This is a genomic window from Angustibacter peucedani (assembly GCF_054779595.1).
In genome coordinates this window covers 54,016-80,438 of the sequence record NZ_BAAGXY010000034.1, presented here as the reverse complement: position 1 = coordinate 80,438, position 26,423 = coordinate 54,016, and the positions used below count along the sequence as shown (strand labels likewise).

25 protein-coding genes are annotated in these 26,423 nt (G+C 73.3%); 17 read left to right on the top strand and 8 right to left on the bottom strand.

Annotated elements, in window-relative coordinates; all coding sequences use genetic code 11:
- Nucleotides 1-14: 14 nt before the first annotated feature.
- Complete coding sequence (locus tag ACYVJ4_RS07995) at nt 15-455, top strand: hypothetical protein (RefSeq protein WP_460459584.1); 441 nt, start codon at nt 15-17, stop codon at nt 453-455.
- Between the two features lie 8 nt (nt 456-463).
- Here ACYVJ4_RS07995 and ACYVJ4_RS07990 read toward each other — a convergent pair whose 3' ends face one another.
- From ACYVJ4_RS07990 to ACYVJ4_RS07970, 5 genes are all read right to left on the bottom strand, one after another.
- Nucleotides 464-1,234: a SigB/SigF/SigG family RNA polymerase sigma factor gene (locus ACYVJ4_RS07990; protein WP_460459583.1), complete on the bottom strand. Its 771-nt coding sequence runs from the start codon at nt 1,232-1,234 to the stop codon at nt 464-466.
- Complete coding sequence (locus ACYVJ4_RS07985) at nt 1,231-1,659, bottom strand: ATP-binding protein (protein ID WP_460459582.1); 429 nt, start codon at nt 1,657-1,659, stop codon at nt 1,231-1,233. The genes ACYVJ4_RS07990 and ACYVJ4_RS07985 overlap by 4 nt, the downstream gene beginning before the upstream one ends.
- Nucleotides 1,660-1,771: 112 nt before the next feature.
- Nucleotides 1,772-2,296, bottom strand: coding sequence for a GNAT family N-acetyltransferase (locus ACYVJ4_RS07980; protein WP_460459581.1), 525 nt, complete (start codon nt 2,294-2,296; stop codon nt 1,772-1,774).
- A 10-nt stretch (nt 2,297-2,306) separates the two neighbouring features.
- Entirely contained in the window at nt 2,307-6,329 is a 4,023-nt protein-coding gene (locus ACYVJ4_RS07975) for an FtsK/SpoIIIE domain-containing protein (protein WP_460459580.1), read from the bottom strand.
- Nucleotides 6,330-6,416: 87 nt separating this feature from the next.
- The gene (locus tag ACYVJ4_RS07970; protein WP_460459579.1) at nt 6,417-6,596 is read right to left on the bottom strand and encodes a YegP family protein; all 180 of its coding nucleotides are present in this window, start codon (nt 6,594-6,596) and stop codon (nt 6,417-6,419) included.
- Between the two features lie 184 nt (nt 6,597-6,780).
- Between ACYVJ4_RS07970 and ACYVJ4_RS07965 the strand changes: the two genes are divergently transcribed.
- From ACYVJ4_RS07965 to ACYVJ4_RS07935, 7 genes are read left to right on the top strand one after another with little or no spacing between them, the layout of a single operon-like run.
- Nucleotides 6,781-8,046: a CpaF family protein gene (locus tag ACYVJ4_RS07965; RefSeq protein WP_460459578.1), complete on the top strand. Its 1,266-nt coding sequence runs from the start codon at nt 6,781-6,783 to the stop codon at nt 8,044-8,046.
- Complete coding sequence (locus ACYVJ4_RS07960; RefSeq protein ID WP_460459577.1) at nt 8,043-8,900, top strand: type II secretion system F family protein; 858 nt, start codon at nt 8,043-8,045, stop codon at nt 8,898-8,900. The genes ACYVJ4_RS07965 and ACYVJ4_RS07960 overlap by 4 nt, the downstream gene beginning before the upstream one ends.
- The gene (locus tag ACYVJ4_RS07955) at nt 8,897-9,829 is read left to right on the top strand and encodes a type II secretion system F family protein (RefSeq protein WP_460459576.1); all 933 of its coding nucleotides are present in this window, start codon (nt 8,897-8,899) and stop codon (nt 9,827-9,829) included. Before ACYVJ4_RS07960 ends, ACYVJ4_RS07955 begins: the two co-directional genes overlap by 4 nt.
- 38 nt (nt 9,830-9,867) lie before the next feature.
- Complete coding sequence (locus ACYVJ4_RS07950) at nt 9,868-10,074, top strand: hypothetical protein (protein WP_460459575.1); 207 nt, start codon at nt 9,868-9,870, stop codon at nt 10,072-10,074.
- Entirely contained in the window at nt 10,058-10,465 is a 408-nt protein-coding gene (locus ACYVJ4_RS07945) for a TadE/TadG family type IV pilus assembly protein (RefSeq protein WP_460459574.1), read from the top strand. Before ACYVJ4_RS07950 ends, ACYVJ4_RS07945 begins: the two co-directional genes overlap by 17 nt.
- A complete protein-coding gene (locus ACYVJ4_RS07940; RefSeq protein ID WP_460459573.1) occupies nt 10,462-10,926 on the top strand; it encodes a pilus assembly protein in 465 nt (154 codons plus the stop codon). The genes ACYVJ4_RS07945 and ACYVJ4_RS07940 overlap by 4 nt, the downstream gene beginning before the upstream one ends.
- On the top strand, nt 10,923-11,375 hold the full coding sequence (locus tag ACYVJ4_RS07935; RefSeq protein WP_460459572.1) for a pilus assembly protein TadG-related protein: 453 nt from the start codon (nt 10,923-10,925) through the stop codon (nt 11,373-11,375). Before ACYVJ4_RS07940 ends, ACYVJ4_RS07935 begins: the two co-directional genes overlap by 4 nt.
- Before the next feature lie 67 nt (nt 11,376-11,442).
- Here the strand turns inward: ACYVJ4_RS07935 and ACYVJ4_RS07930 are convergent, their stop codons facing one another.
- Complete coding sequence (locus ACYVJ4_RS07930; protein WP_460459571.1) at nt 11,443-13,458, bottom strand: SpoIID/LytB domain-containing protein; 2,016 nt, start codon at nt 13,456-13,458, stop codon at nt 11,443-11,445.
- Nucleotides 13,459-13,659: 201 nt separating this feature from the next.
- Here ACYVJ4_RS07930 and ACYVJ4_RS07925 point away from each other — a divergent pair, with 201 nt between their 5' ends.
- Nucleotides 13,660-14,028 carry a hypothetical protein gene (locus ACYVJ4_RS07925; RefSeq protein WP_460459570.1) on the top strand — a complete coding sequence of 123 codons (369 nt, stop codon included), beginning with the start codon at nt 13,660-13,662 and terminating at the stop codon, nt 14,026-14,028.
- A gap of 73 nt (nt 14,029-14,101) precedes the next feature.
- On the opposite strand, the gene ACYVJ4_RS07920 is transcribed toward ACYVJ4_RS07925, so the two are convergent.
- Entirely contained in the window at nt 14,102-14,650 is a 549-nt protein-coding gene (locus ACYVJ4_RS07920; RefSeq protein WP_460459569.1) for a TIGR03086 family metal-binding protein, read from the bottom strand.
- A gap of 81 nt (nt 14,651-14,731) precedes the next feature.
- Here ACYVJ4_RS07920 and ACYVJ4_RS07915 point away from each other — a divergent pair, with 81 nt between their 5' ends.
- The 7 genes from ACYVJ4_RS07915 (at nt 14,732) to ACYVJ4_RS07885 (ending at nt 22,314) form a co-directional block, all read left to right on the top strand.
- Complete coding sequence (locus tag ACYVJ4_RS07915; protein ID WP_460459568.1) at nt 14,732-15,601, top strand: DUF3152 domain-containing protein; 870 nt, start codon at nt 14,732-14,734, stop codon at nt 15,599-15,601.
- Between the two features lie 32 nt (nt 15,602-15,633).
- Nucleotides 15,634-16,749 carry a peptide chain release factor 2 gene (gene prfB / locus ACYVJ4_RS07910; RefSeq protein WP_460459567.1) on the top strand — a complete coding sequence of 372 codons (1,116 nt, stop codon included), beginning with the start codon at nt 15,634-15,636 and terminating at the stop codon, nt 16,747-16,749.
- 81 nt (nt 16,750-16,830) lie between these two features.
- Entirely contained in the window at nt 16,831-17,520 is a 690-nt protein-coding gene (gene ftsE / locus ACYVJ4_RS07905) for a cell division ATP-binding protein FtsE (protein ID WP_460459566.1), read from the top strand.
- Nucleotides 17,521-17,550: 30 nt separating this feature from the next.
- Nucleotides 17,551-18,459: a permease-like cell division protein FtsX gene (gene ftsX / locus ACYVJ4_RS07900; protein ID WP_460459565.1), complete on the top strand. Its 909-nt coding sequence runs from the start codon at nt 17,551-17,553 to the stop codon at nt 18,457-18,459.
- A gap of 95 nt (nt 18,460-18,554) precedes the next feature.
- Nucleotides 18,555-19,814 (top strand): peptidoglycan DD-metalloendopeptidase family protein, encoded by a 1,260-nt coding sequence (locus tag ACYVJ4_RS07895; RefSeq protein ID WP_460459564.1) that lies wholly within the window; start codon nt 18,555-18,557, stop codon nt 19,812-19,814.
- Between the two features lie 90 nt (nt 19,815-19,904).
- On the top strand, nt 19,905-20,375 hold the full coding sequence (smpB, locus tag ACYVJ4_RS07890) for an SsrA-binding protein SmpB (RefSeq protein ID WP_460459563.1): 471 nt from the start codon (nt 19,905-19,907) through the stop codon (nt 20,373-20,375).
- Nucleotides 20,376-20,418: 43 nt separating this feature from the next.
- Nucleotides 20,419-22,314 (top strand): DUF2207 domain-containing protein, encoded by a 1,896-nt coding sequence (locus ACYVJ4_RS07885; protein ID WP_460459562.1) that lies wholly within the window; start codon nt 20,419-20,421, stop codon nt 22,312-22,314.
- Between the two features lie 69 nt (nt 22,315-22,383).
- Here the strand turns inward: ACYVJ4_RS07885 and ACYVJ4_RS07880 are convergent, their stop codons facing one another.
- Nucleotides 22,384-25,764, bottom strand: coding sequence for a pyruvate carboxylase (locus ACYVJ4_RS07880; RefSeq protein ID WP_460459561.1), 3,381 nt, complete (start codon nt 25,762-25,764; stop codon nt 22,384-22,386).
- Nucleotides 25,765-25,891: 127 nt separating this feature from the next.
- Between ACYVJ4_RS07880 and ACYVJ4_RS07875 the strand changes: the two genes are divergently transcribed.
- Nucleotides 25,892-26,359, top strand: a complete 468-nt coding sequence (locus ACYVJ4_RS07875) for a PPOX class F420-dependent oxidoreductase (protein WP_460459560.1) — start codon at nt 25,892-25,894, stop codon at nt 26,357-26,359.
- Nucleotides 26,360-26,423 lie beyond the last annotated feature (64 nt).

Sequence of the window (26,423 nt, the reverse complement as noted above, 5' to 3'; positions counted from 1 at the left end):
GCTAGCGTGGCGCCGTGCCGACCGCCGAGCCCCCCGCCGAGCCCGACGCCGTCCCGCCCGAGCCCGGCGACGTCCCGACCGGCCGGGGGTGGCGGCTGGCGGGGTTCCTGCTGCTGCTCGGCGAGGCGTTGGCGCCTCTGGGCGGTGCGGTGTGGTCGCTCGTCCTGATCATCACCGGCCGGGCCGTCGTGCCGCGCAACGACCTGCTGGTCGGGCTGCTGCTGCTCATCACCGGGCTGGGCCTGGTGCTGGTGGCGGTGCGGCTGCGCGAGGGCCGCCCGGGCGTGCGGATCGCCTCGCTGCTCTGGCAGGTGCTGCTCGTGCTGGCGGTCGCCGGCCCGATGTGGCAGGCGGGGCGGCACGTGCTGGCCGCGCTGCTGGTGGTGTGGGCGGTCGCCGCGGGGATCGCCACGGTGCAGGCGACGCGCGAGCCCGAGGCGCCGGCCCGGCCCTGACGCGGGAGTCAGCTCGACGGCTCGTCGGCGGTGTCGTCGAGGCCGCGGCGCAGCTCGTCGACCGTGCGCGACAGCAGCCGCGAGACGTGCATCTGCGAGATGCCCAGCTCCTGCGCGATCTCGCTCTGGGTCAGGCCGCGGAAGAACCGCAGCACCAGGATCCGCTTCTCGCGCGCGGGCAGCCGGTGCAGCAGCGGGCGCAGGGACTCGCGGTCGACGACGTCCTCGAGCGCGGTGTCGACGACGGTGACGGACGGCGTGACCACCTCGACCGGTCCGTCGAACGACACGGTGCTGTACGCCTGCTGGGCCTCGAGCGCCTCGAGCGCGTCCTCCTGGTCGATCCCGAGGTGGGCGGCGATCTCGTCGACGGTGGGCGCGCGGCCGAGCCGCTGGGTCAGCTCGGTGCGGGCGTCGATGAGCCGGCGCTGCAGCTCTTGCAGGCGACGTGGCACGCGCACGGCCCAGGTGCGGTCGCGGAAGTAGCGCTTGATCTCGCCGAGGATCGTGGGCGTCGCGTAGCTGGCGAGCTCGGTGCCGCGCGTGGGGTCGAACCGGTCGACGGCGTAGATCAGGCCGATGGTGCCGACCTGCACGAGGTCGTCGAGCGGCTCGCCGAGGTGGCGGTAGCGCGCGGCGAGGAACCGCACGAGGGGCAGGTGGGCCTCGACGACCTGGTCGCGCAGGGCGGCGCGGCGCGGGTCGGAGGGGTCGAGGGCGGACAGCTCGCGCAGCGCCTCGGCGGCGGGGGAGCGGCGGTCGACGAGGACCTCGGTCACGTCCACTGCCCCGCTCCGGCCCGGACGACGAGCCGGATCCAGGTGCGGGTGCGGCCGTCGGCGTCGTCCTCGTGGCCGGACTCGAGCGAGTCGACGAGGGCGGACAGGACGGCCCACGCGTACGCGGTGGGCTCGGGCAGCTCGACGTCCGGGCCCGTGACGTCGCAGGTCAGGGCGCTCTCGTCGAGGGTGAACAGGCAGCTGATGTGGTCGTCGACGGCCCCGGTCTGCTCGGGGTGGTGGATCAGCAGGGTGCAGGCCTCGTCGATGGCGATGCGCAGGTCCTCGATGCGGTCGAGGGTGAGGTCGAGGCGGGCGGCCAGGCCGGCGGTGGCGGTGCGGACGACGGCGACGTAGGCCGCGTCGGCGGGCACCTCGAGCTCGACGACGTCGACGGCTGGTGCGGCCTCGGCCGAGATGCTCATGGTGCGTCCCCCTTGCTGCTGGTGCGACGGTTGCTCACCTGCACAGGCCCATCCTGCGGCTTGTGGGGTCGCGCGTCCATGCAAGCGCTCCCACGGTGGGGCGGGTGGTGACCTATGCCTGTTGTGCGAGGTTTTGCAACGCGTCACCGGTCATCCGGTACACCGTCCACTCGTCCTGGGCGACGGCGCCGAGCGAGCGGTAGAAGCCGATCGAGGGCTCGTTCCAGTCGAGCACCCACCACTCCAGGCGCGGGTAGCCGCGCTCGACGCAGATCGCGGCGAGCCGCGCCAGCAGGGCCTTGCCGAGGCCGCTGCCACGCTGGTCGGGCTGGACGAACAGGTCCTCGAGCCAGATGCCGTGCTGGCCGGTCCAGGTCGAGTAGGTGAGGTAGTAGACGGCCATGCCGACGACGCGTGGCTGGCCGTCGTGGTGGGTGACCTCGGCGACGACCGCGTGGCTGCGCGCGGACGACGGGTCGCCGGACGGGAAGAGCGCGGCGTGCAGGTGCTCCTCGGTGGCCTCGACCTGGTGCAGCTCGCGCTCGTAGTCGGCGAGCTCGCGGATCAGCGCGAGGATCTGCGGGACGTCGTCCGGCGTGGCGTCGCGCACCGTCGTCGGGTCGGCTGGCTGCGGCATGGCGGTGACGCTAGCCGAGGGTTCCGACGGTCTGGCTCGCGCGGGCGGCAGGCATCGCGACCTGGACGTCGACCGCCCGGCCGCGCACCACGAGCTGGCCCCGGCCCGGCGTGCGGACGTCGGGTGGCTCGGCCCGGATGCCGAACGGCTCGCCGTCGTGCGCCGACCCCGGGAGCAGCAGCAGGCCGGTGCGGGTGCGGCGCAGCGCAGCGGGCCAGCCGGTGAACGAGCCCGCCAGGTGCGCCGTGGTGGTCGACGCCACGACGGTGCGCCCGGTCGCGAGCGCCGCTTCGACCAGCCGCGACCCGAGCAGGTCGGCGTCGTCGACGAGCAGGACGGCGTGCGGGTGCTGACCCAGCAGGGTCGGATCGTCGGCCGTCGACGTCGGCCAGCGGTCGTCCCCCACGAGACGGGAGTTCCGCGCAGCCGCCACGAGCACCGAGCGCCCCGCCGCGACCAGCTGCTCGGCCACGACCTCGAGCGCTGTGGTGCGGCCGCTGCCGTTCGGCCCGGCCACCACGGCGATACCGTGGACGTCCAGGCCGACGGGCGCGGCGTCGTCCCCACCCAGGCCCAGCAGGACCTCGGACGTCGGACCGGACCGCACGGACCTCTCGTGGAGCGCCGCCGCCGACACCTGGTCGGGCAGCGGCCGCAGCCTCAGCCGTGGGGACGCCGGCACCGGCAGGGCGGCCAGCCGCGCCCGGACCTCGTCCGGACCTCCCGGCCACGCCAGCTGCGCTGCGTCGCCGGTCGGCAGGTGCACGGCCCGCCCGGGCGGCTGGTCGCCGGGCGACGACGCGATCGGGGCGCCCGCGAGGAGCAGGTCGGTGGGGTCCGCGCAGCGCAGCAGCAGCTTCTCCGGAACCAGACCGGCCAGCCGGGAGGTCAGGACGGCGCGCCCGCCGGCGACGACCAGCCGCAAGCCGGTCGGTTCGGCGTCGCGCGCGAGGGCGAGGAGCTCGTCGACCCCCTGGCCGTGGTCAACCCGGTCGAGCTGCTGCACCAACGCGTCCCAGCCGTCGACGACGAGCAGGGTGGACGACGGGCGAGGCTCGCCTGCCGTCTCTCGCAACCGCTGCACCAACCGGCGCACCGCACGCGGTCGGTCGCCCTGGACGACGGTGCCGACCTGCGGCAAGCCGTCGAGCGCGCGTCCCAGCGGGCCGGACGTCGGGTCGACCGCGTGCACGGCGCAACCGGGGTCTGCGGCGAGGGCGGCGAGGACGAACGTCAGCAGGGCGGTGGTGCGACCCGTCCGCGCGGTCCCGCTGACCGCCAGGTGCGAGCCCGTGCGCACGTCCCAGGTCAGCGGTGGTTGGCGGCCGTCGTCCGGGCGGTCCAGGCGTCCGACGGTGGTGCGGCCGTGGTCGGCCCGCAGGGCGTCGAGCGGCAGGACGTCCGGCAGCGGGAGCAGCCACGGGCTGGGTGCCGGCCGGGCGCCGAGCGCGTCGGCCGCTGCGGTGGCCGCGGCCGCCAGGGTCACGAGCTGGTCCGGGCCGACCACGCCGACGGCCGGCTCGCCGGGCCGGACGACGACCACGTGCTGCGGAGGTGGGGCGGGCGACGGTCCCGTCGACAGCGCGACCTGCACCGGCACCAGGTCGCCGGGGCCGGTGCGCAGCAGGGCGCGTCCGGGCAGGCCCTCGGGCAGCAACGCTGCGTCGGGTGAGTCGATCACGTCGTGGGAGTCGCTGCGGTCACGCACGCGCAGGCAGATCCGCAGGTTCACGTTGGCGCGGATGTCGGCGGACACGATCCCAGCCGGTCGCTGGGTCGCCAGCACCAGGTGGACCCCGAGCGATCGACCGACCGCCGCCAGCCGCACCAGCCCGTCCAGGAACTCCGGCAGGTCGACCGCGAGCAGCCGGAACTCGTCGACCGCGATGACCAGCCGCCCCAACGGTTCGAGGGCCCGGTCACCGTCGCGCCGCAGCTGGTAGGACTCGAGGTCGCTCGCGCCGACCGCGTGCAGCAGGCGCTCGCGACGGGTCAGCTCGGCCTGCAGCGACGCCAGCGCTCGAGCGGCGAGCTGGTCGTCGAGGTCGGTGACGAGGCCGCTCACGTGAGGGAGGGCGGCGCAGTCCCGGAAGGCCGCACCACCTTTGTAGTCGACCAGGACGAAGGCGAGCTCGTCAGGGCGGTTGGCGGCGGCGAGAGAAGCCACCAACGTCTGCAGCAGCTCGGACTTGCCCGACCCGGTCGTGCCGGCGACGAGGGCGTGCGGCCCGTCGTGCACCAGGTCGATCGACACCGGCCCGGCGACCCCGCTGCCGAGCACCGCCGTCGTCGACCGAGGACGGCGAGACCATCTGGCGCGCAACGACTCCGCGGGCTCGGGGCCGAGCTCGAGCAGCGGCAGCAGATGGGAGCGCGGCGGGAGCGCGGTCGCACCGTCCCCGCGCCCGGGTTCGCGCAGCGGCGCGAGCGAGCGGGCCACCTGCTCAGCCCAGGCCGGCCCGACGCCGTCCGGCACGAGGTCGTCGACCGCCGGGCGGCCACCCAGCTCGAGCCGGGCCGGCCCGCGGAACGGAAGGCGGACGACGGCACCGCACCCCGGCGGGACCGTGCCACCTTCCGCGGCGCACCAGAGCAGGTGCACGCCCACGGCGGCGCCGCTCGCCAGCACCACGCTCCACGCCGGGTCGTCGTGCGCTTCCGCCACCACGACCACCCAGCTCGGGTGGTCGCCGCCCGTCGTCACCCGCCGGCGCACCTCGTGCTCGACAACGGCTGGGGCGACGTCGATCCGGTGCGGGAGCCACCGCGCCCAGGCGCACTCGGGCCAGCCGACCACGCCGATGCGTGCGCCGCCGGGCGTCGTCAGCACGGCCAGCTGGCCGACCAGCCAGCGGGCGGAGGCCGCCACGGAGGCCGCATCACCGACCAGCGTCACGTGCCCTACGTCGTCCAGGCGCAGCGTCACGGGCGCGTCGGGCAGCAGCGGGCGCTCGAACGAGGCGCCGCGGTCGACCTGAACCTGAGCGGTCACCGTGGCCCGGCCCAAGGACAGCTCCAGCCGGTCGTCGTCGTCCGCTCCGCGGCGCCACACCAGCCGCGACGGGTCGCGGGCCGCAACCGCCAACGAGGCGGCATCACCGGCCCGCGCCCGACGGAGGGCAAGCTCGTCGTCGAGTGCCTGCTGCACCCGCTGCTGCGCGTCGGCGTCCGTCGCGACCCAGGCAGCGTGTGCGTGGCGCTCTCCGCGACGACGTCCGAACCGGTCCGAGACCGAGGTCGTCACGGCCACGAGCGGCCCGAGCAATCCGAAGGCCAGGTACGTCGGCTGGTGGAGGAACCACGCCATCGGAAAGCACAGCAGAACCGGTGCGACCACCGCCGCCCACGGGATGCGCGCGCGGTCGCGTCCCTCCGGCGGGAGGGGACGCCGGACGACGACCTCAGCCGGGGCCGGGAGGCTGGACCCGCTGCGGCGCAGCGCGAGCCGGCCTCCACCGTCTGGCACGGTGCTGGCGGGGCAGGCGTCGGCGAGTCGCAGCACCGCAACGGTGGCACCAGCGCCGACCCGCTGCCCAGGCCGCAGCGCCACGCCCTCGGGCGGCACCCGAGCACCGTCGACCTTCGTCCCGTTGCTGGACCCGAGGTCGTGCAGCCGTACGCCGTCCGCCGTGACAGTCAGCGAGAGGTGCTGGCGTGACAGCTGCGGGTCGTCGACCACGAGGCCGCACCCGGGCGCACGCCCGACGACCAGGCGTCCCGGCAGCAGCGGGCGGTCGGCGCCGGCGTCCGGCCCGCCGACGACGCACCATCGCAGGACGGCGGTGGGTGCCTCGTGATCCGGGCCTGGTGGACCGGCCACGAGCACCACTCCGTCGACGAGCGGCGGCGCACCGACGAGCCCGCCGATGGCGCGGCCCTCGACGCGGAGCACTCGGTCGGCGGGGAGATCGGCGGCGGCCAGCAGCGGGACGACGAGCTGGGCGGCAGACGTCCCCCGAGGTGCGTGCACGTCGAGATCGACCGACGTCCGTGGGTCGACGGCGTCGATCACGGTGCAGCGCAACGGATCCACGGCACGATGATGCCGTGGATGCAGCCGTGCTCGCTCGCGTCGTCCACAGGCATGCCCGATCCGACGGGCGGACCGGTGGACGACGCGTCAGGCCTCGACGGTGTCGGCCCCAGGTGCGTCGCGCTTCACGGCGGCGATGCCGTTCTCGGCGCCGGACCTGGAGGAGTACCCCTCGCCGCCCGTCGCGATGACCTGCCCGTTGCCCGACTTCAGGCGCCACCGGTACTCGCCCTTGGCGTCCTGGTACAGCTCGAACTTCGCGGCCATGGAAGACCTCCTGACGGACGACGGCCCGCGTCGTCGCGAGGCCCAGGGCACACGGTAGGAGCGCCGGGACCGCCGAGGAAGAGCCCGGCGGGGCTGACCGTCGTCCACAACTTCGCCGTGGGCCCTATCTCCGGTTTGTCCGTTCTCACTACAGTGGCCGCCGGACCACGGACCGGGGGGCGGCATGACCAGGGGGACCAGCGCGCGCGAGCGCGTCGAGAGCGACGTGCGCGAGCTCGTGCGACGGTCGGGCATCGACCCGATCCGCGACGGCGGCGCCGTCCGTCGGATGGTCGAGGACGCGGTGCAGGACTACGAGGATCGCTCCGCCGGCGGTCACCTGCCGCCCGTCGCCGACCGGGCGGACGTCGTGCGCCACGTCTGGGATGCGGTGGCCGGCTTCGGTGCGCTGCAACCGTTCCTGGACGACCCGCGGGTGGAGGAGATCTGGGTCAACGAGCCGTCCAAGGTCTTCGTGGCCCGGGACGGCGTCGCCGAGCTGACCACCACCATCCTGACCGCCGAGGAGGTGGCCGAGCTGGTCGAGCGGATGTTGCAGACGTCAGGACGCCGCGTCGATCTGTCGTCGCCGTTCGTCGACGCCACGCTGCCCGACGGCTCCCGGCTGCACGTCGTCATCCCCGACGTCACGCGTGAGCACTGGGCGGTGAACATCCGCAAGTTCGTCGTGCGCGCGACCCACCTCGACGACCTCGTCCGGCTGGGCACGCTCACCCGGCACGCCGCGGTGTTCCTCGACGCCGCCGTCCGCGCCGGGCTCAACGTCATCGTCGCGGGCGGGACGCAGGCCGGGAAGACGACGTTGCTCAACTGCTTGGCGGGGGCGATCGGCGCGCGCGAGCGGGTCGTCACCTGCGAGGAGGTCTTCGAGCTCCAGATCGCCGGCCGTGACGTCGTGGCGCTGCAGTGCCGGCAGCCCAGCCTCGAGGGCACCGGCGAGATCCCGTTGCGGCGCCTGGTGAAGGAGTCGCTCCGCATGCGACCGAGCCGGCTCGTCGTCGGCGAGGTGAGGCAGGAGGAGAGCCTCGACATGCTCCTCGCCCTCAACAGCGGGCTGCCCGGCATGTGCACCGTGCACGCGAACAGCGCCCGCGAGGCGCTGATCAAGCTGTGCACGCTGCCGCTGCTCGCCGGCCCCAACGTCGGCGCGCGGTTCGTCGTCCCGACCGTGGCGTCGAGCGTCGACCTGGTCGTGCACGTCGCGCTGGAGTCCGACGGACGGCGGCGCGTGCGCGAGGTCGTCGCGGTGCCGGGGCGGGTCGAGGGTGACGTCGTCGAGACCGCGGACGTCTTCACCACCTGCGACGGAGTGCTGGTGCGGGCCGAGGGCTTCCCACCTCATCTGGACCGGTTCTCCCGGGCGGGGATCGACGTCGCTGCCCTGCTGGCGCACGACCCGGCGGACGGACCCGTCGGGGTCGCGTCGTGACCGGTCTGGGGCTCGGGCTGCTCCTCGGGACCGGCCTGTTCTGCGTGTGGTGGTCGGCGTGGCCGGCAGCCGTGCGCGAGCCTGCGCCGCGACGTCGCTCGCGGCTGGCTGACGACCTCGTGCGCGCCGGCCTGCCGGACGTCGGGGTCCGTCCGGTGGTCGTGGCGAGCCTGGTCTGCGGCGCAGTGGCAGGCCTGCTGCTTCTCGCCACCACCCGCGTGCCCGCGATCGCGGCGTGCTTCGCCCTCATGGCCGCGACGGCGCCGGTGGCCCTGGTGCGGTCGCGGGCCCGCCGCCGCCGTGCCGCCCTGCGCGAGGTCTGGCCGGACGTCGTCGACAACCTGACGTCGGCGGTGCGCGCCGGGCTGTCGCTGCCTGAAGCCCTGTCGCAGCTGGCGGTTCGCGGACCGGAGGAGCTGAGGCCGGCCTTCGCTGCGTTCGCCCTCGACCACCGGGCGTCGGGGCGGTTCCCCGAGGCGCTCGACGGCCTGAAGGCCCGGCTCGCCGACCCGGTCGGTGACCGCGTGGTGGAGTCGCTGCGCCTGGCGCGCGAGGTCGGCGGCAGCGACCTGGGCCGGTTGCTCCGCACGCTCTCGACGTTCCTGCGCGAGGACGCGCGCACCCGGTCCGAGCTCGAGTCGCGCCAGGGCTGGACGGTCAACGCGGCGCGCCTCGCGGTCGCCGCGCCGTGGGTCGTGCTGCTCCTGCTGGCCACCCGGCCCGAGTCGGTCGCGGCGTACGACCAGCCGGCCGGGGTCGTCGTCCTGGTGGGTGGCGGTGCGGTGACGGTCGTGGCGTACCGGGTGATGCTGCGCATCGCGCGGCTCCCTGACGAGCAACGGGTGCTGCGGTGAACCCGCTCTGGCAGGGCGTTGCGCTCGGCGGCCTGCTGGGCGTCGGTCTCTGGCTGGTCGTCGCCGGCCTGCCGTGGCTGCGCCGCCCCGACCTCGACTCCCGTCTCGCGCCGTACGTGCAGGACGTCGTCCGGCCGAGCGGTCTGCTCTCTGGCCCCACGGGCCAGCCGGACTCGGTCGTGATCCGGCTGCTGGCTCCGGTCCTCCACGACGTGTCGGGATGGGTGGGACGGCTGCTCGGCGGGGCGCCGTCGGTGCGCCGCCGCCTCGAGCGAGCTGGTCTGCCACCGGACGTCGACGGCTTCCGGGCGCAGCAGGTGCTCTGGGGCGTGGTCGGGCTGGCGATCGGGGGCACGGCCGCGGCGGCGGTGTGGTGGCGCGGGGCCGCGGCGGTGCTGCCGCTGCTGGTGCTCGTGCTCGTGTGCGGCGGCACCGGGGTGGCAGCGCGCGACTGGTGGTTGTCGCAGCAGGCCGAGCGGCGCGAGCAGCAGATGCTCGCGGAGTTCCCGACCGTGGCCGAGCTGCTGGCCCTCGCCGTGGGTGCGGGCGAGGGACCGGTCGCTGCGCTCGACCGCGTGGCCCGGCTCAGCCAGGGGGAGCTGTCGACCGAGCTGCGCCGCACGCTGGCGGACGCTCGCGCAGGGGCCTCGCTGGTGCAGGCGCTGCAGGGGTTGTCCGACCGCACCGGGCTGGTGCCGCTGCAGCGGTTCGTCGACGGCGTGGTGGTCGCGGTCGAACGCGGGACGCCGCTGGCCGACGTCCTGCGGGCGCAGGCCCAGGACGTCCGGGCCGCGGGCCGACGAGCGCTCATGGACTCGGCCGGCCGCAAGGAGATCGCGATGATGGTGCCGGTCGTCTTCGGAGTCCTGCCGGTCACGGTGCTGTTCGCGGTGTACCCGGGGTTCGCGTTCCTGCGGCTCGGGGTGTGATCGGGTTGTGCGACAACGGATCTCGGGAGAGGACGACGATGCAGGGACGACGGCTGGCGGCGCAGGGGCACGTGGCCTGGCTGCGATGGTGGGAGACGCGGGGACGGGACGACCGCGGTGACGTGCCGGGCTGGGTCCTGGTCACGATGATGACCGCAGGTCTGGTGGCCGGCCTGTGGGCGATCGCCGGGAACACCCTCGGCGACCTGTTCCGCGACGCCGTCAACGGTGTCTCGGCGCCGTAGGCGGGGCGCTCGCGAGGACGCGGGGTCGGCGGTCGTCGACTTCGCGCTGGTGGGCGGCCTGCTGACGCTCGTGCTGCTCTCGGTGGTCCAGCTCGGCCTGGTGATCCACGTGCGCAACACGCTGACCGACTGCGCGTCGGAGGGTGCGCGGTGGGGTGCCCGGTCGGACCGGACGCCGGCGGACGGCGCCGCCCGGGCGCGCGAGCTGGTCGCGTCGGAGCTCGGCGGTGGGTACGCGGCCCGGGTCGGGGACGTCCGCGCGGGCGAGGTGGACGTCGGTGGCGTGCGCGAGGTGGAGGTGTCGCTGACGGCTCCGCTGCCGCTGGTCGGTCTCGTGGGTCCTGCGGGCTCGCTCACCGTTCACGGGCACGCGTTCGCGGAGGCGCAATGACCTGGGTGCGGCGGCGGTGGGACGCCGTGCGCTGCTCGGACGGCGGCAGCGCGGTCGTCGAGTTCGTCGTCCTCGGGGTGCTGCTGCTGGTGCCGGTCGTCTACCTGGTGCTCGCGCTCGGGAGGCTCCAGGCCGGAGCCCTGGCAGCCGAGGGCGCGGCACGAGAGGCCGGTCGCGCCTTCGTCACAGCGGACGACAGCACGGCCGCGCACCGGCGCGCCGAGCAGGCCGCTGCCGTCGCGTTCGCCGACCAGGGGTTCGGGGCGGACGACGTCCGGTCGGTCGCGCTGTCGTGCGGCCCGGGCGACTGCCTGGCGCCCGACCAGCGTGTGGTGGTGCGGTCGCGGCTGCTGGTCGTGCTGCCGGGGGTGCCGCGGTTCCTGGCCCGCGTCGTGCCGACGCGCGTCGAGGTGACCGCCAGCCACGTCGCGACGGTCGACCGGTTCCGGGCCCGACCGTGAGGTGGCGCGAGGACGACGGCCAGATCACGCTGCTCGCGATCGGCTACTTCCTGGTGGCCCTGTGCCTGGTCGCCGTGGTCGCCGACGCGACCGCGGTGCACCTGGCCCGCACGCAGCTGCAGGACGCGGCCGACGCCGCCGCGCTCGACGCGGCCGACGCGCTCACCGGGTCGTCCGTCTACTCCGGCGGTGTCACCGGCGAGTCGGTGCCGCTCACCGACCGCGGCGTGCGCGCCCAGGCCGAGGAGTACCTGACGTCCTACGAGCGCCCGTCGCGGCTGGAGGCGTTGGTGCTGGGCGACGGTACCGGGACGGACGACGGGCGGAGCGCGACGGTCGAGCTCTCGGCGCGAGCGCGGCTGCCCATCGCGGCACCGGTCGTCGCGAGCTTCACCGGCGGCATCACCGTGCGGGTGCGATCGACGGCGCGGGCGCGCATCGAGCCCTAGGGGACAGCGCAAGCTCGTTGCGTCCGAAGAAGTGGTCGCTACAACGGCCAGATCGTCGGACGCAAGGTCAGGGGGCGTACGCGAGGCCGGCGGTCTGGGTCCCGCCCTTGAGGTCGTTGCGCCAGAAGAAGCTGCCCGACCTCGCAGTGCCCGTGGTCACGCTGCCGTTGCCGTCGAAGTCGCCGGCGAAGGGCATGTCCGTGATGCGGCCGAAGGTCGGCGTCTTCCACGCGTTCGGCGACGACACCGAGCTCGAGAGCGTCCAGCGGGCGCGGAAGACACCGCCCGGCGTCGCCAGGCCGTTCCCGTCCCAGTCGCCCAGCAGCGGAAGGTCGCCGGCGCGGTATATGAAGGTGCGGTCGGTCGCGCCGGTCTCGACCGCCTTGCGCAGCGACCAGTAGCGCTGGCCGCGCACGACGCCGATGCCGAGCGGGGTCGCGCCCGTCCAGCGGCCGACCACCGGCTGCGTGCCCGGCGTCCCGTAGACGAAGCGGCGCACGGGGTTCGCCGCCCCGGGCTCGTCCGTGATCGCCCACTTGCCGTCGCGGAAGGTGCCGACGCCGTCCGTGCCGTCGCCGTCCCAGTCGCCCACGACAGGCACGCCGCCGACGCGCGTCACCGCTCCCTCCGGACCGGTGCCCAGGTCGATCGTGCGGGTCGTGCCGTTCGGCAGCCGCAGCGAGAACACGCCGTCCTGGTACCAGCCGACGTCCGCCGTGCCGTCGCCGTTCCAGTCACCCGAGATCGCGCGGCCGAACTGCCGCCACCCCACGCCGAGCCACTCGATCCGCAAGCCGGTCGACGGTACGTCGTTCAGCCCGGCGAAGAGCGCCAGGCCCATCGTGCGCGAGACGTCGCCGCCGCCCATCTGCTGCCCGGTCAGGGCGACGCCGGTGCGTCGCTGCGGCGTCCCGGGCGCGCCGACCACGGCGGTGTCGACGTCGTCCCAGAGGCAGCAGAACGTCCCGAGGTCGGCGCGGGTGCGGCCCACCGCCCAGCTGCGGTACGGGTCGTCGGACGCGAGGTCCCACGTCGTGTCGTCGACCGACCGCAGGTAGGGCACGGGCGCTTCGAGCGTCACCGACTCCAAATCCTCGCTGCGGCCGCCGAAGCTCGGGCTGTAGAGCGCGCGGATGACGGCGCCCGTGCTGTCGGTGCGCACCAGTCCGGCGGTGTCGTCGACCGCGGCCTTCCACTGCCCGCCGGCGCTCGCGTCGGAGCTCTCGCGCGCGTAGCCCGCGTACACCTGGTTCGGCCCCGGGAACGGGGTGTCGAGCCCGAGCTGGCCCGCCCCCTCGACGCGGTTGCCCTTGAAGGCGAGGAACGACCGCGCCGCGATCGCCTGCGCCCGCAGCGCCTCCGTCGGCCAGTCGGAGGCCATGGCGTCCAGGCCCCACAGGTACTTCTGCACAGCGGTGCCGTCGGCGGTGTCGAGGAACAGCTGGGTGATCGTGAACCGGTACTTCTCGGCCAGCACGCGCGTCTCGTCCCAGCGCACCAGGCGGGTGGCGTCGCTGCTGGTGCGGTGCGTCACGCGCACCACGCGGCCGTTCTCGACGATGCGCAGCGTCTTGCCCGGCGGGACCGTCAGCACGGTCTGGTTGCCGGCGTTGCGGACGACCACGTTCCCCTGGCTGCGGGCGACGGTCCAGGTCGAGCCCTGCAGCTGCGTCTTGGTGACGCCCCCGGCGATCCACGGCACGCCGCCGCCGCTCACCGCCTCCACGGTGATCCGCTGCTCGTCGCCGTCGAGCACCGTCACGGACGGGCCGAGCGACTTCGGTGCCGTCGTGGTGCCGGGGTAGTAGGCGTCCAGGACCTGATCGGCGGTGCAGCCGAGGGTCGCCGCGCCCTTGGCGCCGTATTGGCTCATCCCGAGCCCGTCGCCCTTGCCGTGGCCGCGAAGGACGATCGGAGCGCCCGTGGGGGTCGCCGCCTCGGGCACGAACGACCCGCCGGGCTCGGGGCAGACCGCGGCCGAAGCCCCGGTCGCCTGCGCGGTGATCGTCGCGCCTGCCAGCAGCACCGCGGCGAGAGCTGCCCGCACGAGGCGCAGGCGCGAACCGGTCGACGTCGTCGTCATGAGATCCCCCAAAGACCGTCCGAACCCTGCCTTTCTACCTCCTCGTCCGTCGCGACGCGCCGGGTTCTCGCAAGCCTGTGGACGGGCGCTCCCTCGTCCACACCCCTGCGTCCGAAAGATCGGTCGCCATAGCGACCAGATCTTCGGACGCAAGGAGCCGTGACGGGGTGCCCTCGCCGACACCTGTGGCAGGGTCGCGGGATGAGCCGCGCCGCGCAGCAGCGATTCCGCCTCGAGGCCACCCGGCGCCCCAGCTCGCGGGCGCCCAAGCCCGACGACGTCCTCGCCGTGGTCGAGTCGCTGCCGCGTGACGGGCACGCGGTGCTCGCCTCGATGGACGACCCCGAGACCTACATCCAGGTCTGGCTCCGGCCCGACGGCAGCTTCCAGCTCGAGCTGCGCGACGGCTCGGTCGGCACCCACCGCCAGACCCGGACCATCTCACGCGAGCGCGTCGCCGGAGCGTTCTCGTCCTGGCTGGCCGAGCAGGCCGACGGCGCGGGCGACGAGTGGCGCAGCGCCTACCAGTGGAACGACATCAGCGCGCAGTTCGACCAGCCCGACGCCTAGCCCGCCCGCGTCCGAAGGATCGGTCGCCATGGCGACCAGATCTTCGGACGCAAGCGGGGGCGGTGGCCGCGCGTCAGGGCTGGCGGCCGAGGAAGTTGAGCAGCGTCGTCTGGGCGTCGGCGTCGGGGGCGGGATCGATCGCGGGGCCGAAGGCGCCGGCCACGCGTAGCTTGTCGCCGTAGACCTCGGTGTCCTTCCACGCCCGCGCGATCTCGTCGTCCGGGATCGTGGTGTCGCCGCCGGTGGCCTTCGCGAGGTCCCACCGGTGCATCACCAGGTCGCCGGACAGGAACTGGTCGACCGCCTGCTCGAACGTCGACCGGCCGAACATCCCCTCGTACTCGACCTGCGCGGCGTCGGGGTCGTCGAGGTGCGTCGCAACCTGCCCGGTGGCGTGCTCGAAGGCCGTGAGCGGGTCGTCGTCGACGCTCGGGCCGGGCTCGAGCTCGCGCCCGACCAGCTGCTCGAACATGCCCTGCGTGCCGACGACGTGCGCGACCACACCTCGGGCCGTCCAGTCCGGGCACGGCGAGGGCGACTCCCACCCGTCGTCCGGGACGGCGCGGATCGTGTCGGCGAAGGCGGCGGCGTTGCGGCGGTAGCGCTCGGCGTACTCGGTCATGGCCTGCACCCTGGCCCGGCCGGTCGCGCTTGTCCTGCCGAAACGATCACACCGACGCCGCGCACGCGGCACGATCGAGCGGTGGACGCCGGACGACGGGCGCTCGCCGGGCTGGTGGCGCTGGCGCTGCTGGTGGCCGGCGGGACCGTCGCGCTCGACGCTGGCGCAGCGGCCACGACGACCGCGGCCACCGCGAAGCCGGTCCTCAGCACGCGCTGGACCGCCTCCGCCCTGCCCCTCGGCGCGCGGCTCGGTGTCACCGGCTCGGTGACCGGCCTGCCGGTGCGCACCCGCGTGCTGGTCGAGCGGGCCAGCGGCTCGCGGTGGGTCGTGGTGAAGACCCTGCGCACCAACCACCAGCACCGCTACGCCACCTCCGTCACCACGCGCACCACCCGGGGTTGGTCGACGTACCGGGTGGTCGTGCCGTCGTCCGGAAGCCGTCCGGCGCTCGGCAGCCCGCACCTGCGGCTCGACAGCTACTCGCGGCACACCTACGTCGTCCGCACCAAGGGCGACGTCGTCGTGCCGGTGAGCGACTTCGCGGCGGCCGCCGCCACCATCTACGCCGACCCGCGCGGCTGGCGCGCGGCGCACCACCGCTTCGTGCGCGTGACGGAGGGCGGCGCCTTCACCCTGGTGATCTCGCAGGCGCGCTACCTGCCGTCGTTCTCGTCGGTGTGCTCGGTGCGGTACAGCTGCCGGGCCGGGCGGTACGTCGTCATCAACCAGGACCGCTGGCGCGGCGGCTCGGCGCCGTTCACCGGGACGCTCACCGACTACCGGCGCATGGTGCTGCTGCACGAGACCGGTCACTGGCTCGGGCTCGGCCACGCGAGCTGTCCCCGTCACGACACCCGCGCGCCGGTGATGCAGCAGCAGTCGAAGGGGCTGCAGGGGTGCCGGCCGAACCCCTGGCCGCTGCCGGGCGAGCTGCGAGCGGTGGCCTGAGGCGTCCCGCGCGTGGCCTATCGTGGACGCTCGTGGCTGCCGTCGACTTCTCTGCCGAGATCAAGGACCTGCGGACGACCGTCGAGTCGATCCGCCAGGTCACCGACGTCGACCGCCTGAAGGCCGACATCGCCGACCTCGAGCAGCAGTCGGCCGCCCCCGACCTGTGGGACGACCCCGAGGCCGCGCAGAAGGTCACCAGCCGGCTCAGCCACCTCAACGCCGAGCTCGAGCGGTTCGAGACCGTCGCCCAGCGGGTCGACGACCTCGAGGTGCTGGTGCAGATGGGCGAGGAGGAGGGCGACGCCGACACCCTCGCCGAGGCCGAGCGCGAGCTCGAGGCGCTGAAGAAGACGGTCGGCGAGCTCGAGGTGCGCACGCTGCTCAACGGCGAGTTCGACGAGCGCGAGGCCCTGGTGACGATCCGCGCCGAGGCCGGTGGTGTCGACGCCGCCGACTTCGCCGAGATGCTGCTGCGCATGTACCTGCGCTGGGCCGAGCGCCACGGGTACTCGACCGAGGTCATGGACACCAGCTACGCCGAGGAGGCGGGGCTGAAGTCGGCCACCTTCGCCGTCCACGCGCCGTACGCGTACGGCAACCTCGTCGTCGAGCAGGGCACCCACCGCCTGGTGCGGATCAGCCCGTTCGACAACCAGGGACGTCGGCAGACGAGCTTCGCCGGCGTCGAGGTGCTGCCGGTCACCGAGACCACCGACCACGTCGAGATCCCGGAGTCCGAGATCAAGGTCGACGTCTTCCGTTCGAGCGGTCCCGGCGGCCAGTCGGTCAACACCACCGACTCCGCCGTCCGGATGACGCACATCCCGACCGGCATCGTGGTGTCGATGCAGAACGAGAAGTCGCAGATCCAGAACCGTGCGGCCGCGTTGAAGGTGCTGCAGGCTCGGCTGCTGCAGGTGCGCAAGGCCGAGGAGCGCGCCGCCATGGACGCGCTCAAGGGCGACGGTGGCTCCAGCTGGGGCAACCAGATGCGCTCGTACGTGCTGCACCCGTACCAGATGGTCAAGGACCTGCGCACCGAGCACGAGGTCGGCAACACCAGCGCGGTGTTCGACGGCGACATCGACGGCTTCCTCGAGGCGGGCATCCGCTGGAAGCGCACCACCGACCGCGACGACGCCTGAGGCTGAGAGCCCGCGGAGAGGGGCGCGCCCGGCCGGGCGCGGCTGCACGGTTCGCACAGGTTCGCGACGTACCCTTGCCCGGTGATCCGGCTCGACAACGTCACCAAGACCTACGCCAGCGGGCAGCGCCCTGCCCTCGACAAGGTCACCGTCGAGGTGGAGCGGGGGGAGTTCGTCTTCGTCGTCGGCGCGTCCGGCTCGGGCAAGTCCACCATGCTCCGGCTCGTGCTGAAGGAGGAGAAGGCGACGTCCGGCTCGGTGCACGTCGCCGGCCGTGACCTGGCCAGCCTCTCGAACTGGAAGGTGCCGCACCTGCGCCGCCAGATCGGCGCGGTGTTCCAGGACTTCCGGCTGCTGCCGAGCAAGACGGTCTTCCAGAACGTCGCGTTCGCGCTGCAGGTGATCGGCAAGCCGCGCCACACCATCGCGCAGGTGGTGCCCGAGACCCTCGAGCTGGTCGGCCTCGAGGGCAAGGAGGGGCGCCTGCCGCACGAGCTCTCGGGCGGCGAGCAGCAGCGCGTGGCCATCGCGCGCGCGTTCGTCAACCGGCCCTCGATCCTGCTGGCCGACGAGCCCACCGGGAACCTCGACCCCACCACGAGCATCGGCATCATGCGGCTGCTCGACCGGATCAACCGCACCGGCACCACGATCGTCATGGCGACCCACGACGACGAGATCGTCGACCAGATGCGCAAGCGCGTCGTCGAGCTCGAGGACGGCAAGCTGGTGCGCGACCAGGCGCGCGGCGTCTACGGATCCCAGCGCTAGCCGCCCGCCCCACCTGACCCGAAGGAAGTCATGCGCCTGCAGTTCGTCCTCAGCGAGATGGCCATCGGCCTGCGCCGCAACCTGTCGATGACGGTTTCGGTCGTCCTCGTCACCATGGTGTCGCTGGTGTTCTTCGGCTTCGGCCTGCTGTCGAGCATGCAGGTCAACGCCATGAAGGACTTCTGGTACGGCAAGGTCGAGGTCTGGATCGCCCTGTGCCCCAGCCGTTCTGCCGAGCCGTCGTGCGCCACGGGCGAGGTCACCCAGGCGCAGAAGAACGAGCTCGCCACCCAGCTCGACTCGCTCAAGCCGCTCGTCAAGACGGTCTACTTCGAGTCCAAGCAGGAGGCGTACGACCACTTCGTGGAGCAGTTCAAGGACTCCGCGATCCGCGACAGCGTCAAGCCCGACCAGATGCAGGAGAGCTACCGGGTCAAGCTCAGCGACCCGAAGAAGTACGACGTGGTGGCCAGCGCCTTCGAGGGCGCGCCCGGCGTCGAGAAGGTCATCGACCAGCGCAAGCTGCTCGGCACGCTCTTCACCGCGCTCAACCGGATGAGTCTGTCCGCGTGGGGTTTTGCCATCGCCATGACGTTGTCCGCGGTGCTCCTCGTGGCGACGACCGTGCGCCTGTCGGCCTTCAACCGCCGACGAGAGATCGGCATCATGCGCCTCGTCGGCGCGTCGAACCTGCTGATCCAGCTGCCGTTCCTGCTGGAGGCGGTGCTGGCCACGGTGCTGGGCGCGGGGCTCGCGGTCGGGATCCTGTTCTCGTTCGTGCACTTCGCGGTGCAAGGCTGGCTGGCCGAGAAGCTGCAGTTCATCCCGTTCGTGACGGGGGCCGACGTCCTGGCGATCACGCCGCTCGTCGGCGGTGTGGGGCTGGTCATCGCGCTGCTCGCGTCGTTCTTCACGATGCGGCGCTACCTCAAGGTCTGATCTCCCCGATCTGCCGTGTTACCTGTGGTACCAATGGGACGTCTGAGACGTCACCGTGCGGAGGCGTGCGGTCACCGAACAGGAGTTCCTCGCCGATGCCCTTCCCCCGTCTGGCCCGTGCCGGCGTCTCCGCCGTCTGCCTGACGCTCGTCGGCACGCTCGTCACCCCGGCCGTGACCGCGAACGCCGGCCCCGAGGACCGCAAGCGCAAGGTCGACAGCTCGATCCGCTCGCTGCAGGACGACCTCGAGGACACCAGCTCCGACCTGCGCTCGGCCTACTTCCGGCTGAAGGCCACGCGCGAGAAGGTGCCGGCCGCGCAGGCCGCGCTCGCCACCGCGCAGGCCCGGCTCGTGCAGGCGCAGGCCCACCACGTGGAGGTCGGGCAGAAGCTCGAGGTCGCCAAGGCCCGAGAGGGCAAGGCGGCCGACGACCTCGCCCGCACCCAGCGCGTGACCCGGACGACGAACGACACCCTCGGCTCGCTGGCGCGCCAGGCGTACCAGTCGGGCGGGGTCGGCGAGCTCTCGGTGACGCTGCAGGCCTCCAGCGCCGACGACTTCGCCCAGCGCGTGACGTTCCTCGACCGCGCGATGCAGGTGCAGGGCGTGGCCCTGGCCCAGCTCGAGGTCGCCCGCGCCGAGACCACCGCCAAGCGGGCCCGGCTGGTCGCCGTCCGGCGCGAGGTCGCGCTGCTCAAGGCGCAAGCCGAGGCGGCGGTCGACCAGGCTGCGGTCGCGCAGTCGGAGGCGTCCACCGCCAAGCGCCAGCTCGAGACGCTGCAGGCCTCGCTGTCGGCCGACGCGCGCAACATCCGCGCCCGCCGCGCCTCCGAGAAGGAGCGGCTCGACGCCCTCGAGGCCGAGTCGAAGAAGCTGCGGATCAAGCTCGCCGCCATCGCGCGCGCCCAGCGGGCCGCCCAGCGCCGCGCCGGCCGGTCGTCGTCCGGTGGCCCGAGCGGGGGGTACCTCTCGCGGCCGGTGGCCGGCGGGTACATCTCCTCGGAGTTCGGCCTGCGGTTCCACCCGATCCTGCACTACTGGCGCCTGCACGCCGGCATGGACTTCGCCGTGCCGTGCGGCACCCCGGTGCGCGCAGCGGCCAGCGGCCGCATCCTCAGCGCGGGCTGGGGCGGCGGGTACGGCAACCGCATCGTCGTGACCCACGGCGTGGTCAAGGGCGTCGGTCTCTTCACCACCTACAACCACCTGTCGCGGTTCGTGAAGACCTCCGGCCACGTCGAGCGCGGGCAGCTGATCGCCTACTCCGGCACCACCGGTGCCTCCACCGGCTGCCACCTGCACTTCGAGACCTACGACAACGGCACGCCGGTCAACCCGCGCCGCTGGCTCTGACCCGCGCGGCTCGCGGGAACTGGCTGGGGCCGGCCCGCGTCGGACAGGTACCGTGTCCGCCGGACACGGACGACGGGCGAGGGGTGCATGGTGGCGAAGCAGACGGGGCGCAAGCTCGTCGCGAGCAACCGCAAGGCGCGCCACGACTACACCATCGAGGACGTCTACGAGGCCGGCATCGTCCTCTCGGGCACCGAGGTGAAGTCGCTGCGCGCCGGTCGCGCGTCGCTCGTCGACGGCTTCGTCAGCATCTACGGCCACGAGGCCTGGCTCGAGGCGGTGCACATCCCCGAGTACGTCGCGGGCACGTGGACCAACCACCCGCCGCGCCGGCGCCGCAAGCTGCTGCTGCACCGCGAGGAGATCGTGCGGCTCGAGCAGGCCGTCAACCAGAGCGGCCTGACCATCGTGCCGCTGCAGCTGTACTTCCTCGACGGGCGCGCGAAGGTCGAGATCGCGCTCGCGCGCGGCAAGAAGAACTACGACAAGCGCCAGGCCCTGCGCGAGCGGCAGGACAACCGCGAGGCGCAGCGCGCCATGTCGCGCCAGGACCGGCAGTGACGCGTCCCCGCAGGGGGCACGGGCGGACGACTCGGGAGGCGTTGTGAGCAGGTGGGGGGCGCGGCGCGCTGCCGCGATCGGGCTGCTGTCGGTCGTCACGTCGGCGCTGGTCGTCGGCGTCGGGGCCGGTGCGGCCTACGCGGACGACGGCGAGTCGATCCCGTCGTACACCGCGGACCTGCGGGTCGACGCGGACGGCGCGATGCACGTCAAGGAGACGATCCAGTACGTCTTCGCGGGCAACGACCACCACGGGATCTTCCGCGACCTCACGAACATCTTCCGTTATGACCCTGATCGCAGCGGCAGCGACCAGGTCCGTCGGTACCCGATCTCAGACGTCGAAGTGTCAAGCCCCACGGGTGCACCAACGGACGTGGACGAGGAGCAGAGGGGATACGACCTGCACCTCCAGATCGGCGACCCCGACCGGACTGTGAGCGGGACGCAGACCTACGTCATCTCCTACACCGTGAAAGGCGCGTTCAACCGCTTCACGACGGCCAAGACGATGGATGACGGCACTGAAGTAGGGCCGCACGACGAGGTCTACTGGAACATCGTCGGCCTCAAGTGGGAGGTGCCGATCGACTCGGCCAAGGTCACGGTGACGGCGCCTGCGGCTGCCACCCAGGTGCTCTGCTATCGCGGTTCGAGGGGATCGAGGGAGACGTGCGACGGCACAGCGGGCCCGACGTCCACCTTCTCGACCACCGATCTTGATGTCGCACAGGGGATGTCGATCATCCTGGCCTATCCGCTGAACACGGTCTCGGACGCCTCGCCGATCATCGAGGATGCGCCGAAGGAGGGCCTCGCCAAGCTCACCCAGATCTCACCCTGGTCGATCGGCGGCGCCGCCGTGGTGTTCGCGGGCGTCACCGGCGCGATGTCGATGCTGGTGCGCCGTCGTGGTCGCGACGCCGTGTACGCCGGCCTCACGCCCGGGCTGGTGCCGACGTCCGCCGACGCGGGCACCGAGACGTTCGTCAGCCGTCATCCCAAGGACGTCGCGGTGCAGTTCACGCCGCCCAAGGGCATGCGCCCCGGCGAGATCGGCACGCTGATCGACGAGACGGCCAACCCGGTCGACGTCACCGCGACGATCATCGACCTCGCGGTGCGCGGGTTCCTGCGCATCGAGGAGATCACCGACGACAAGGGCAAGAAGGTCAAGGACTGGAAGCTCGTCGTGGTGCTGCCCGCGCCGGCCGAGGACCTGCTGCCGTACGAGCTGTCGCTGATGCAGGCGCTGTTCAAGGGGCGTGACACGGTCGAGCTCAAGGGCGACCTGCGCAACACCTTCGCCAGCGACCTGCGCAAGACCCAGAAGCAGCTGTACGAGGAGGTCACCGCGCGCGGCTGGTTCCGCGGCAACCCCGACACCGTGCGCAGCCGCTACCGCACCCTGGGCACCGTCCTGCTCGGCCTCGGCTTCGCCGCCGTGTGGTTCGGCGGGTTCAGCAACATCAACCTGCTCGTGCCCGCGGCCGGCGTCTTCCTCAGCGGCTTCGTCGTGCAGCGGCTCGCCGGCCGCATGCCCGCGCGCACCGCCGAGGGCTCCGCGGTGCTCACCCAGACCAACGGGTTCCGGCGCTACCTCGAGACGGCCGAGGCCGGCCAGATCAAGTTCGAGGAGGGGCAGGACGTCTTCAGCCGCTACCTGCCCTACGCCATCATCTTCGGCGTCGCCGAGCGCTGGGCCGGCGTCTTCGACGAGCTGGCCCGTCAGGGTGCCGCCGTCGAGCGGCCCGACTGGTACGTCGGCCACACGCCCACCTGGACCTACCTCGCGCTCGGCAACAGCATGAGCTCGTTCGAGACGACGTCCAACAGCTCGCTGGTCTCCACGCCCTCGTCGTCCGGCTCCTCGGGCTTCAGCGGGGGCGGCGGGTTCAGCGGCGGAGGCGGCGGCGGGGGCGGCGGCGGGTCCTGGTGACCTCCTTGCGTCCGAAGATCTGGTCGCTACTGCGGCCAGATCTTCGGACGCAACGAGGTGGGGCGGGGGCTAGGAGACGACGAGGAGGAGGTCGCCGCCCTCGACCTGCTGCTGGGTGCCGATGGCGAGGCGCTCGACGGTGCCGGCGACGGGCGAGGTGATCGCCGCCTCCATCTTCATGGCCTCGATCGTCGCGACCGTGTCTCCGGCCGCGACGGTGGCGCCCTGCTCGACGGCGAGCGACACGACGCCGGCGAACGGCGCCGCGACCTGGCCGGCCTGGGCGGGATCGGCCTTCTCGGCCGTCCGGACGTCGACGTCCGCGCTCTCGTCGCGCGCCTGCACCGGGCGCAGCTGGCCGTTCAACGTGCACATCACGGTGCGCAGGCCGCGCTCGTCGACCTCGCTCACCGACTGGACGCCGACGAGCAGCCGCTTGCCGGGCTCGATCTCGACCTCGACCTCCTCGCCCGGCCGCAGCCCGTGCAGGAACTGCTCGGTGGGCAGCACCGACAGGTCGCTGTAGCTCTCGCGCGAGGTGGCGAAGTCCTGGGTGGGGCCGGGGAACAGCAGCCGGTTGAGCGTGGCGCGACGGTCGTGCCCGAGCCCCTCGACGTCGTCCGGGGTGAGCTCGGCGACGCGCGGTCGCGAGGTGCTGCGTCCGGCCAACGCCTTGCTGCGGAACGGTTCTGGCCACCCGCCCGGCGGGTCGCCCAGCTCGCCCTGCAGGAAGCCGATGACCGAGTCGGGCACGTCGTACGAGCCGGGGTCGGCCTCGAAGTCGGCCGGGTCGACGCCGCGCCCGACGAGCGCCAGCGCCAGGTCGCCGACGACCTTGCTGCTCGGCGTCACCTTCACGACGTTGCCGAGGATCCGGTTGGCGGCGGCGTAGGTGTCCTCGATCGCCTCGAACTTCTGGCCCAGGCCGAGGGCGATCGCCTGCTGGCGCAAGTTCGAGAGCTGGCCGCCGGGGATCTCGTGGTCGTACACGCGCCCGGTGGGTGAGGGCAGGCCGGACTCGAACGGCGCGTAGAGCCGGCGCACCGCCTCCCAGTACGGCTCGAGGTCGCACACGGCCCGCAGGTCGAGCCCGGTCTCGCGCTCGGTGTGGTCGGTGGCCGCGACGAGGGCCGACATCGGCACCTGGCTGGTGGTGCCGGCCATGGAGGCGCTGGCCACGTCGACCGCGTCGACCCCGGCGTCGATCGCCGAGAGCAGCGTGGCGAGCTGCCCGCCCGCGGTGTCGTGGGTGTGCAGGTGCACCGGCAGGTCGAAGCGCTCGCGCAGCGCCGTGACGAGCGTGCGCGCGGCGGGTGCGCGCAGCAGCCCCGCCATGTCCTTGATGGCCAGCACGTGCGCGCCGGCGGCGACGATGCGCTCGGCCAGCTCGAGGTAGTAGTCCAGGGTGTAGAGCGTCTCGGCCGGGTCGCTGAGGTTGCCGGTGTAGCAGAGCGCGACCTCGGCCACGGCGGTGCCGGTGGCGCGCACGGCCTCGATCGCCGGCCGCATCTGCTCGACGTCGTTCAGCGCGTCGAACACCCGGAACACGTCGATGCCGGTGCGCGCGGCCTCCTCGACGAACGCGTCGGTGACCTCGAGCGGGTAGGGCGTGTAGCCCACGGTGTTGCGACCGCGCAGCAGCATCTGCAGGCACAGGTTGGGCATCGCCTCGCGCAGCGCGGCCAGCCGGTCCCACGGGTCCTCGGACAGGAACCGCAGCGCCACGTCGTACGTCGCGCCGCCCCAGGCCTCGACGCTCCACAGCTGCGGCGTCAGGCGGGCCACCGCCGGCGCTGCCGCGAGCAGGTCGCGCGTGCGCACGCGCGTCGCGAGCAGCGACTGGTGCGCGTCGCGGAACGTGGTGTCGGTGACCGCGACCGCGGTCTGCTCGCGCAGCGCCCGCGCGAAGGCCTCGGGGCCGACCCGCACGAGCAGGTCGCGCGCCCCCGGTGCCAGCGGCGCCTCGGTGTCGAGCGGCGGCAGCTTGGTCGACGGGTCGGCCAGGCCGCGGCCGGGGCCGTTGGGCTGGTTGACCGTCGTGTGCGCCAGGTAGGTCAGCAGCTTGGTGCCGCGGTCGGCAGGGACGCGCGGGCTCAGCAGCTGCGGCCGGTCGTCGATGAAGGACGTCGCGAGCCGGCCGGCGACGAAGTCGGGCTGGTCGATCAGGGTCTGCAGGAACGGGATGTTCGTCGAGACGCCGCGGATGCGGAACTCGGCGAGGGCCCGCCGCGCGCGCCGCACGGCAGCGGGGAAGTCGTGGCCGCGACAGGTGAGCTTGACCAGCATGGAGTCGAAGTGCGCGCCGATCTCGGCCCCGACGAAGACCGTGCCGCCGTCCAGCCGCACCCCGGCGCCGCCGGCCGATCGGTAGGTCGTGATGGTGCCGGTGTCCGGTCGGAAGCCGTTCGACGGGTCCTCGGTGGTGATGCGGCACTGCAGCGCCGCGCCGTTCACCCGGATCACGTCCTGCGACAGCTCGAGGTCGGCCAGCGTCGAGCCGCTCGCGATGCGCATCTGCGACTGCACCAGGTCGACGTCGGTGACCTCTTCGGTGACCGTGTGCTCGACCTGGATGCGCGGGTTCATCTCGATGAAGACGTACCGGCCGTCGGGGGCGAGCAGGAACTCGACCGTGCCGGCGTTGACGTACCCGATGTGTCGCGCGAACGCGACGGCGTGGTCGCACATCCGTTGCCGCAGAGCGGGATCGAGGTTCGGTGCCGGTGCGATCTCGACCACCTTCTGGTGGCGGCGCTGCACCGAGCAGTCGCGCTCGTAGAGGTGGACGACGTCGCCCTGGCCGTCGGCGAGCACCTGCACCTCGATGTGCCGCGGCGACACCACGGCCTGCTCGAGGAACACGGTGGCGTCGCCGAACGCGCTCTCGGCCTCGCGCATGGCGGCCTCGATCGACTCGCGCAGGTCCTCGGCGCGCTCGACCCGCCGCATGCCGCGACCGCCACCGCCGGCGACCGCCTTGACGAAGATCGGGAAGCCGACCTGCTCGGCCGACGCCACCAGCTGCTCGACGTCCGTGCTGGGCGGCACGCTGCTCAGCACCGGCAGGCCGGCCTCGCGGGCGGCGGCGATGGCACGGGCCTTGTTGCCGGTGAGCTCGAGCACGGAGGCGGGCGGCCCGACGAAGGTCAGCCCGGCGTCCGCGCAGGCCTCGGCCAGCCCGGGGTTCTCGGACAGGAAGCCGTAGCCGGGGTAGACCGCGTCGGCGCCGGACTCGCGGGCGACGCGCACGATCTCGTCGACGTCCAGGTACGCGCGCACGGGATGGCCGGGCTCGCCGATGCGGTACGCCTCGTCGGCCTTGGAGCGGTGCTCGCTGCGGCGGTCCTCGTGCGCGAAGACCGCGACGGTCTGCGCCCCCAGCTCGGTGGCGGCGCGGAACGCGCGGACGGCGATCTCACCTCGGTTGGCGACCAGCACCTTGCGGAACACGCGGGACCTCCGTCAGACGGGCGCGGCGGAACGGCACCGAGCCTATCGAGGCGTCCACGAGCCGGGACAGCGGTCTCTCCCAGCGAGACGGCGCGACGGCGGGCCGCGCAGGGTGGAGGCTGGGGGCATGCCACGCACCATCGCCACGAACACCGGGGTCGACCGCGACGCGCTGCTGGACTTCGTGCGGCCGCGCCACCACTTCCTGCTGGTCACCCGACGCGCCGACGGCTCGCCCCAGGCCTCGCCGGTCACCGGCGGCATCGACGACGAGGGCCGGCTGGTCGTCTCGACGTATCCCGAGCGGGCCAAGGTCACCAACGCCCGGCGCGACGAGCGGGTCAGCGTGCTCGTGCTGTCGGACGACTTCGACGGGCCGTGGGTGCAGGTCGACGGCACCTGCGAGGTGATCGACCTGCCCGAGGCGCTCGAGCCGCTCGTCGACTACTACCGCTCGATCTCGGGGGAGCACCCCGACTGGGACGAGTACCGCGAGGCGATGACGCAGCAGGGCAAGAGCCTGCTGCGGATCACGCCCACCCGCTGGGGGCCGGTGGCCACCGGCGGCTTCCCGGCCCGCCTCGCCGACGGGTAGGCCTTGCGGGTGACGCGGGCGGTGCGGGCTTCGGGCTCGGGCCTGCGCTGACGATGCCTCGGGG

What these genes read in the sequence shown, in the direction of transcription:
- ACYVJ4_RS07985 (WP_460459582.1), bottom strand. Translation starts at nt 1,659, where the DNA reads ATGAGCATCTCGGCCGAGGCCGCACCAGCCGTCGACGTCGTCGAGCTC.
- ACYVJ4_RS07980 (WP_460459581.1), bottom strand. Translation starts at nt 2,296, where the DNA reads ATGCCGCAGCCAGCCGACCCGACGACGGTGCGCGACGCCACGCCGGAC.
- ACYVJ4_RS07970 (WP_460459579.1), bottom strand. Translation starts at nt 6,596, where the DNA reads ATGGCCGCGAAGTTCGAGCTGTACCAGGACGCCAAGGGCGAGTACCGG.
- ACYVJ4_RS07965 (WP_460459578.1), top strand. Translation starts at nt 6,781, where the DNA reads ATGACCAGGGGGACCAGCGCGCGCGAGCGCGTCGAGAGCGACGTGCGC.
- ACYVJ4_RS07950 (WP_460459575.1), top strand. Translation starts at nt 9,868, where the DNA reads ATGCAGGGACGACGGCTGGCGGCGCAGGGGCACGTGGCCTGGCTGCGA.
- ACYVJ4_RS07940 (WP_460459573.1), top strand. Translation starts at nt 10,462, where the DNA reads ATGACCTGGGTGCGGCGGCGGTGGGACGCCGTGCGCTGCTCGGACGGC.
- ACYVJ4_RS07930 (WP_460459571.1), bottom strand. Translation starts at nt 13,458, where the DNA reads ATGACGACGACGTCGACCGGTTCGCGCCTGCGCCTCGTGCGGGCAGCT.
- ACYVJ4_RS07925 (WP_460459570.1), top strand. Translation starts at nt 13,660, where the DNA reads ATGAGCCGCGCCGCGCAGCAGCGATTCCGCCTCGAGGCCACCCGGCGC.
- ACYVJ4_RS07920 (WP_460459569.1), bottom strand. Translation starts at nt 14,650, where the DNA reads ATGACCGAGTACGCCGAGCGCTACCGCCGCAACGCCGCCGCCTTCGCC.
- ftsX (WP_460459565.1), top strand. Translation starts at nt 17,551, where the DNA reads ATGCGCCTGCAGTTCGTCCTCAGCGAGATGGCCATCGGCCTGCGCCGC.
- ACYVJ4_RS07895 (WP_460459564.1), top strand. Translation starts at nt 18,555, where the DNA reads ATGCCCTTCCCCCGTCTGGCCCGTGCCGGCGTCTCCGCCGTCTGCCTG.
- ACYVJ4_RS07875 (WP_460459560.1), top strand. Translation starts at nt 25,892, where the DNA reads ATGCCACGCACCATCGCCACGAACACCGGGGTCGACCGCGACGCGCTG.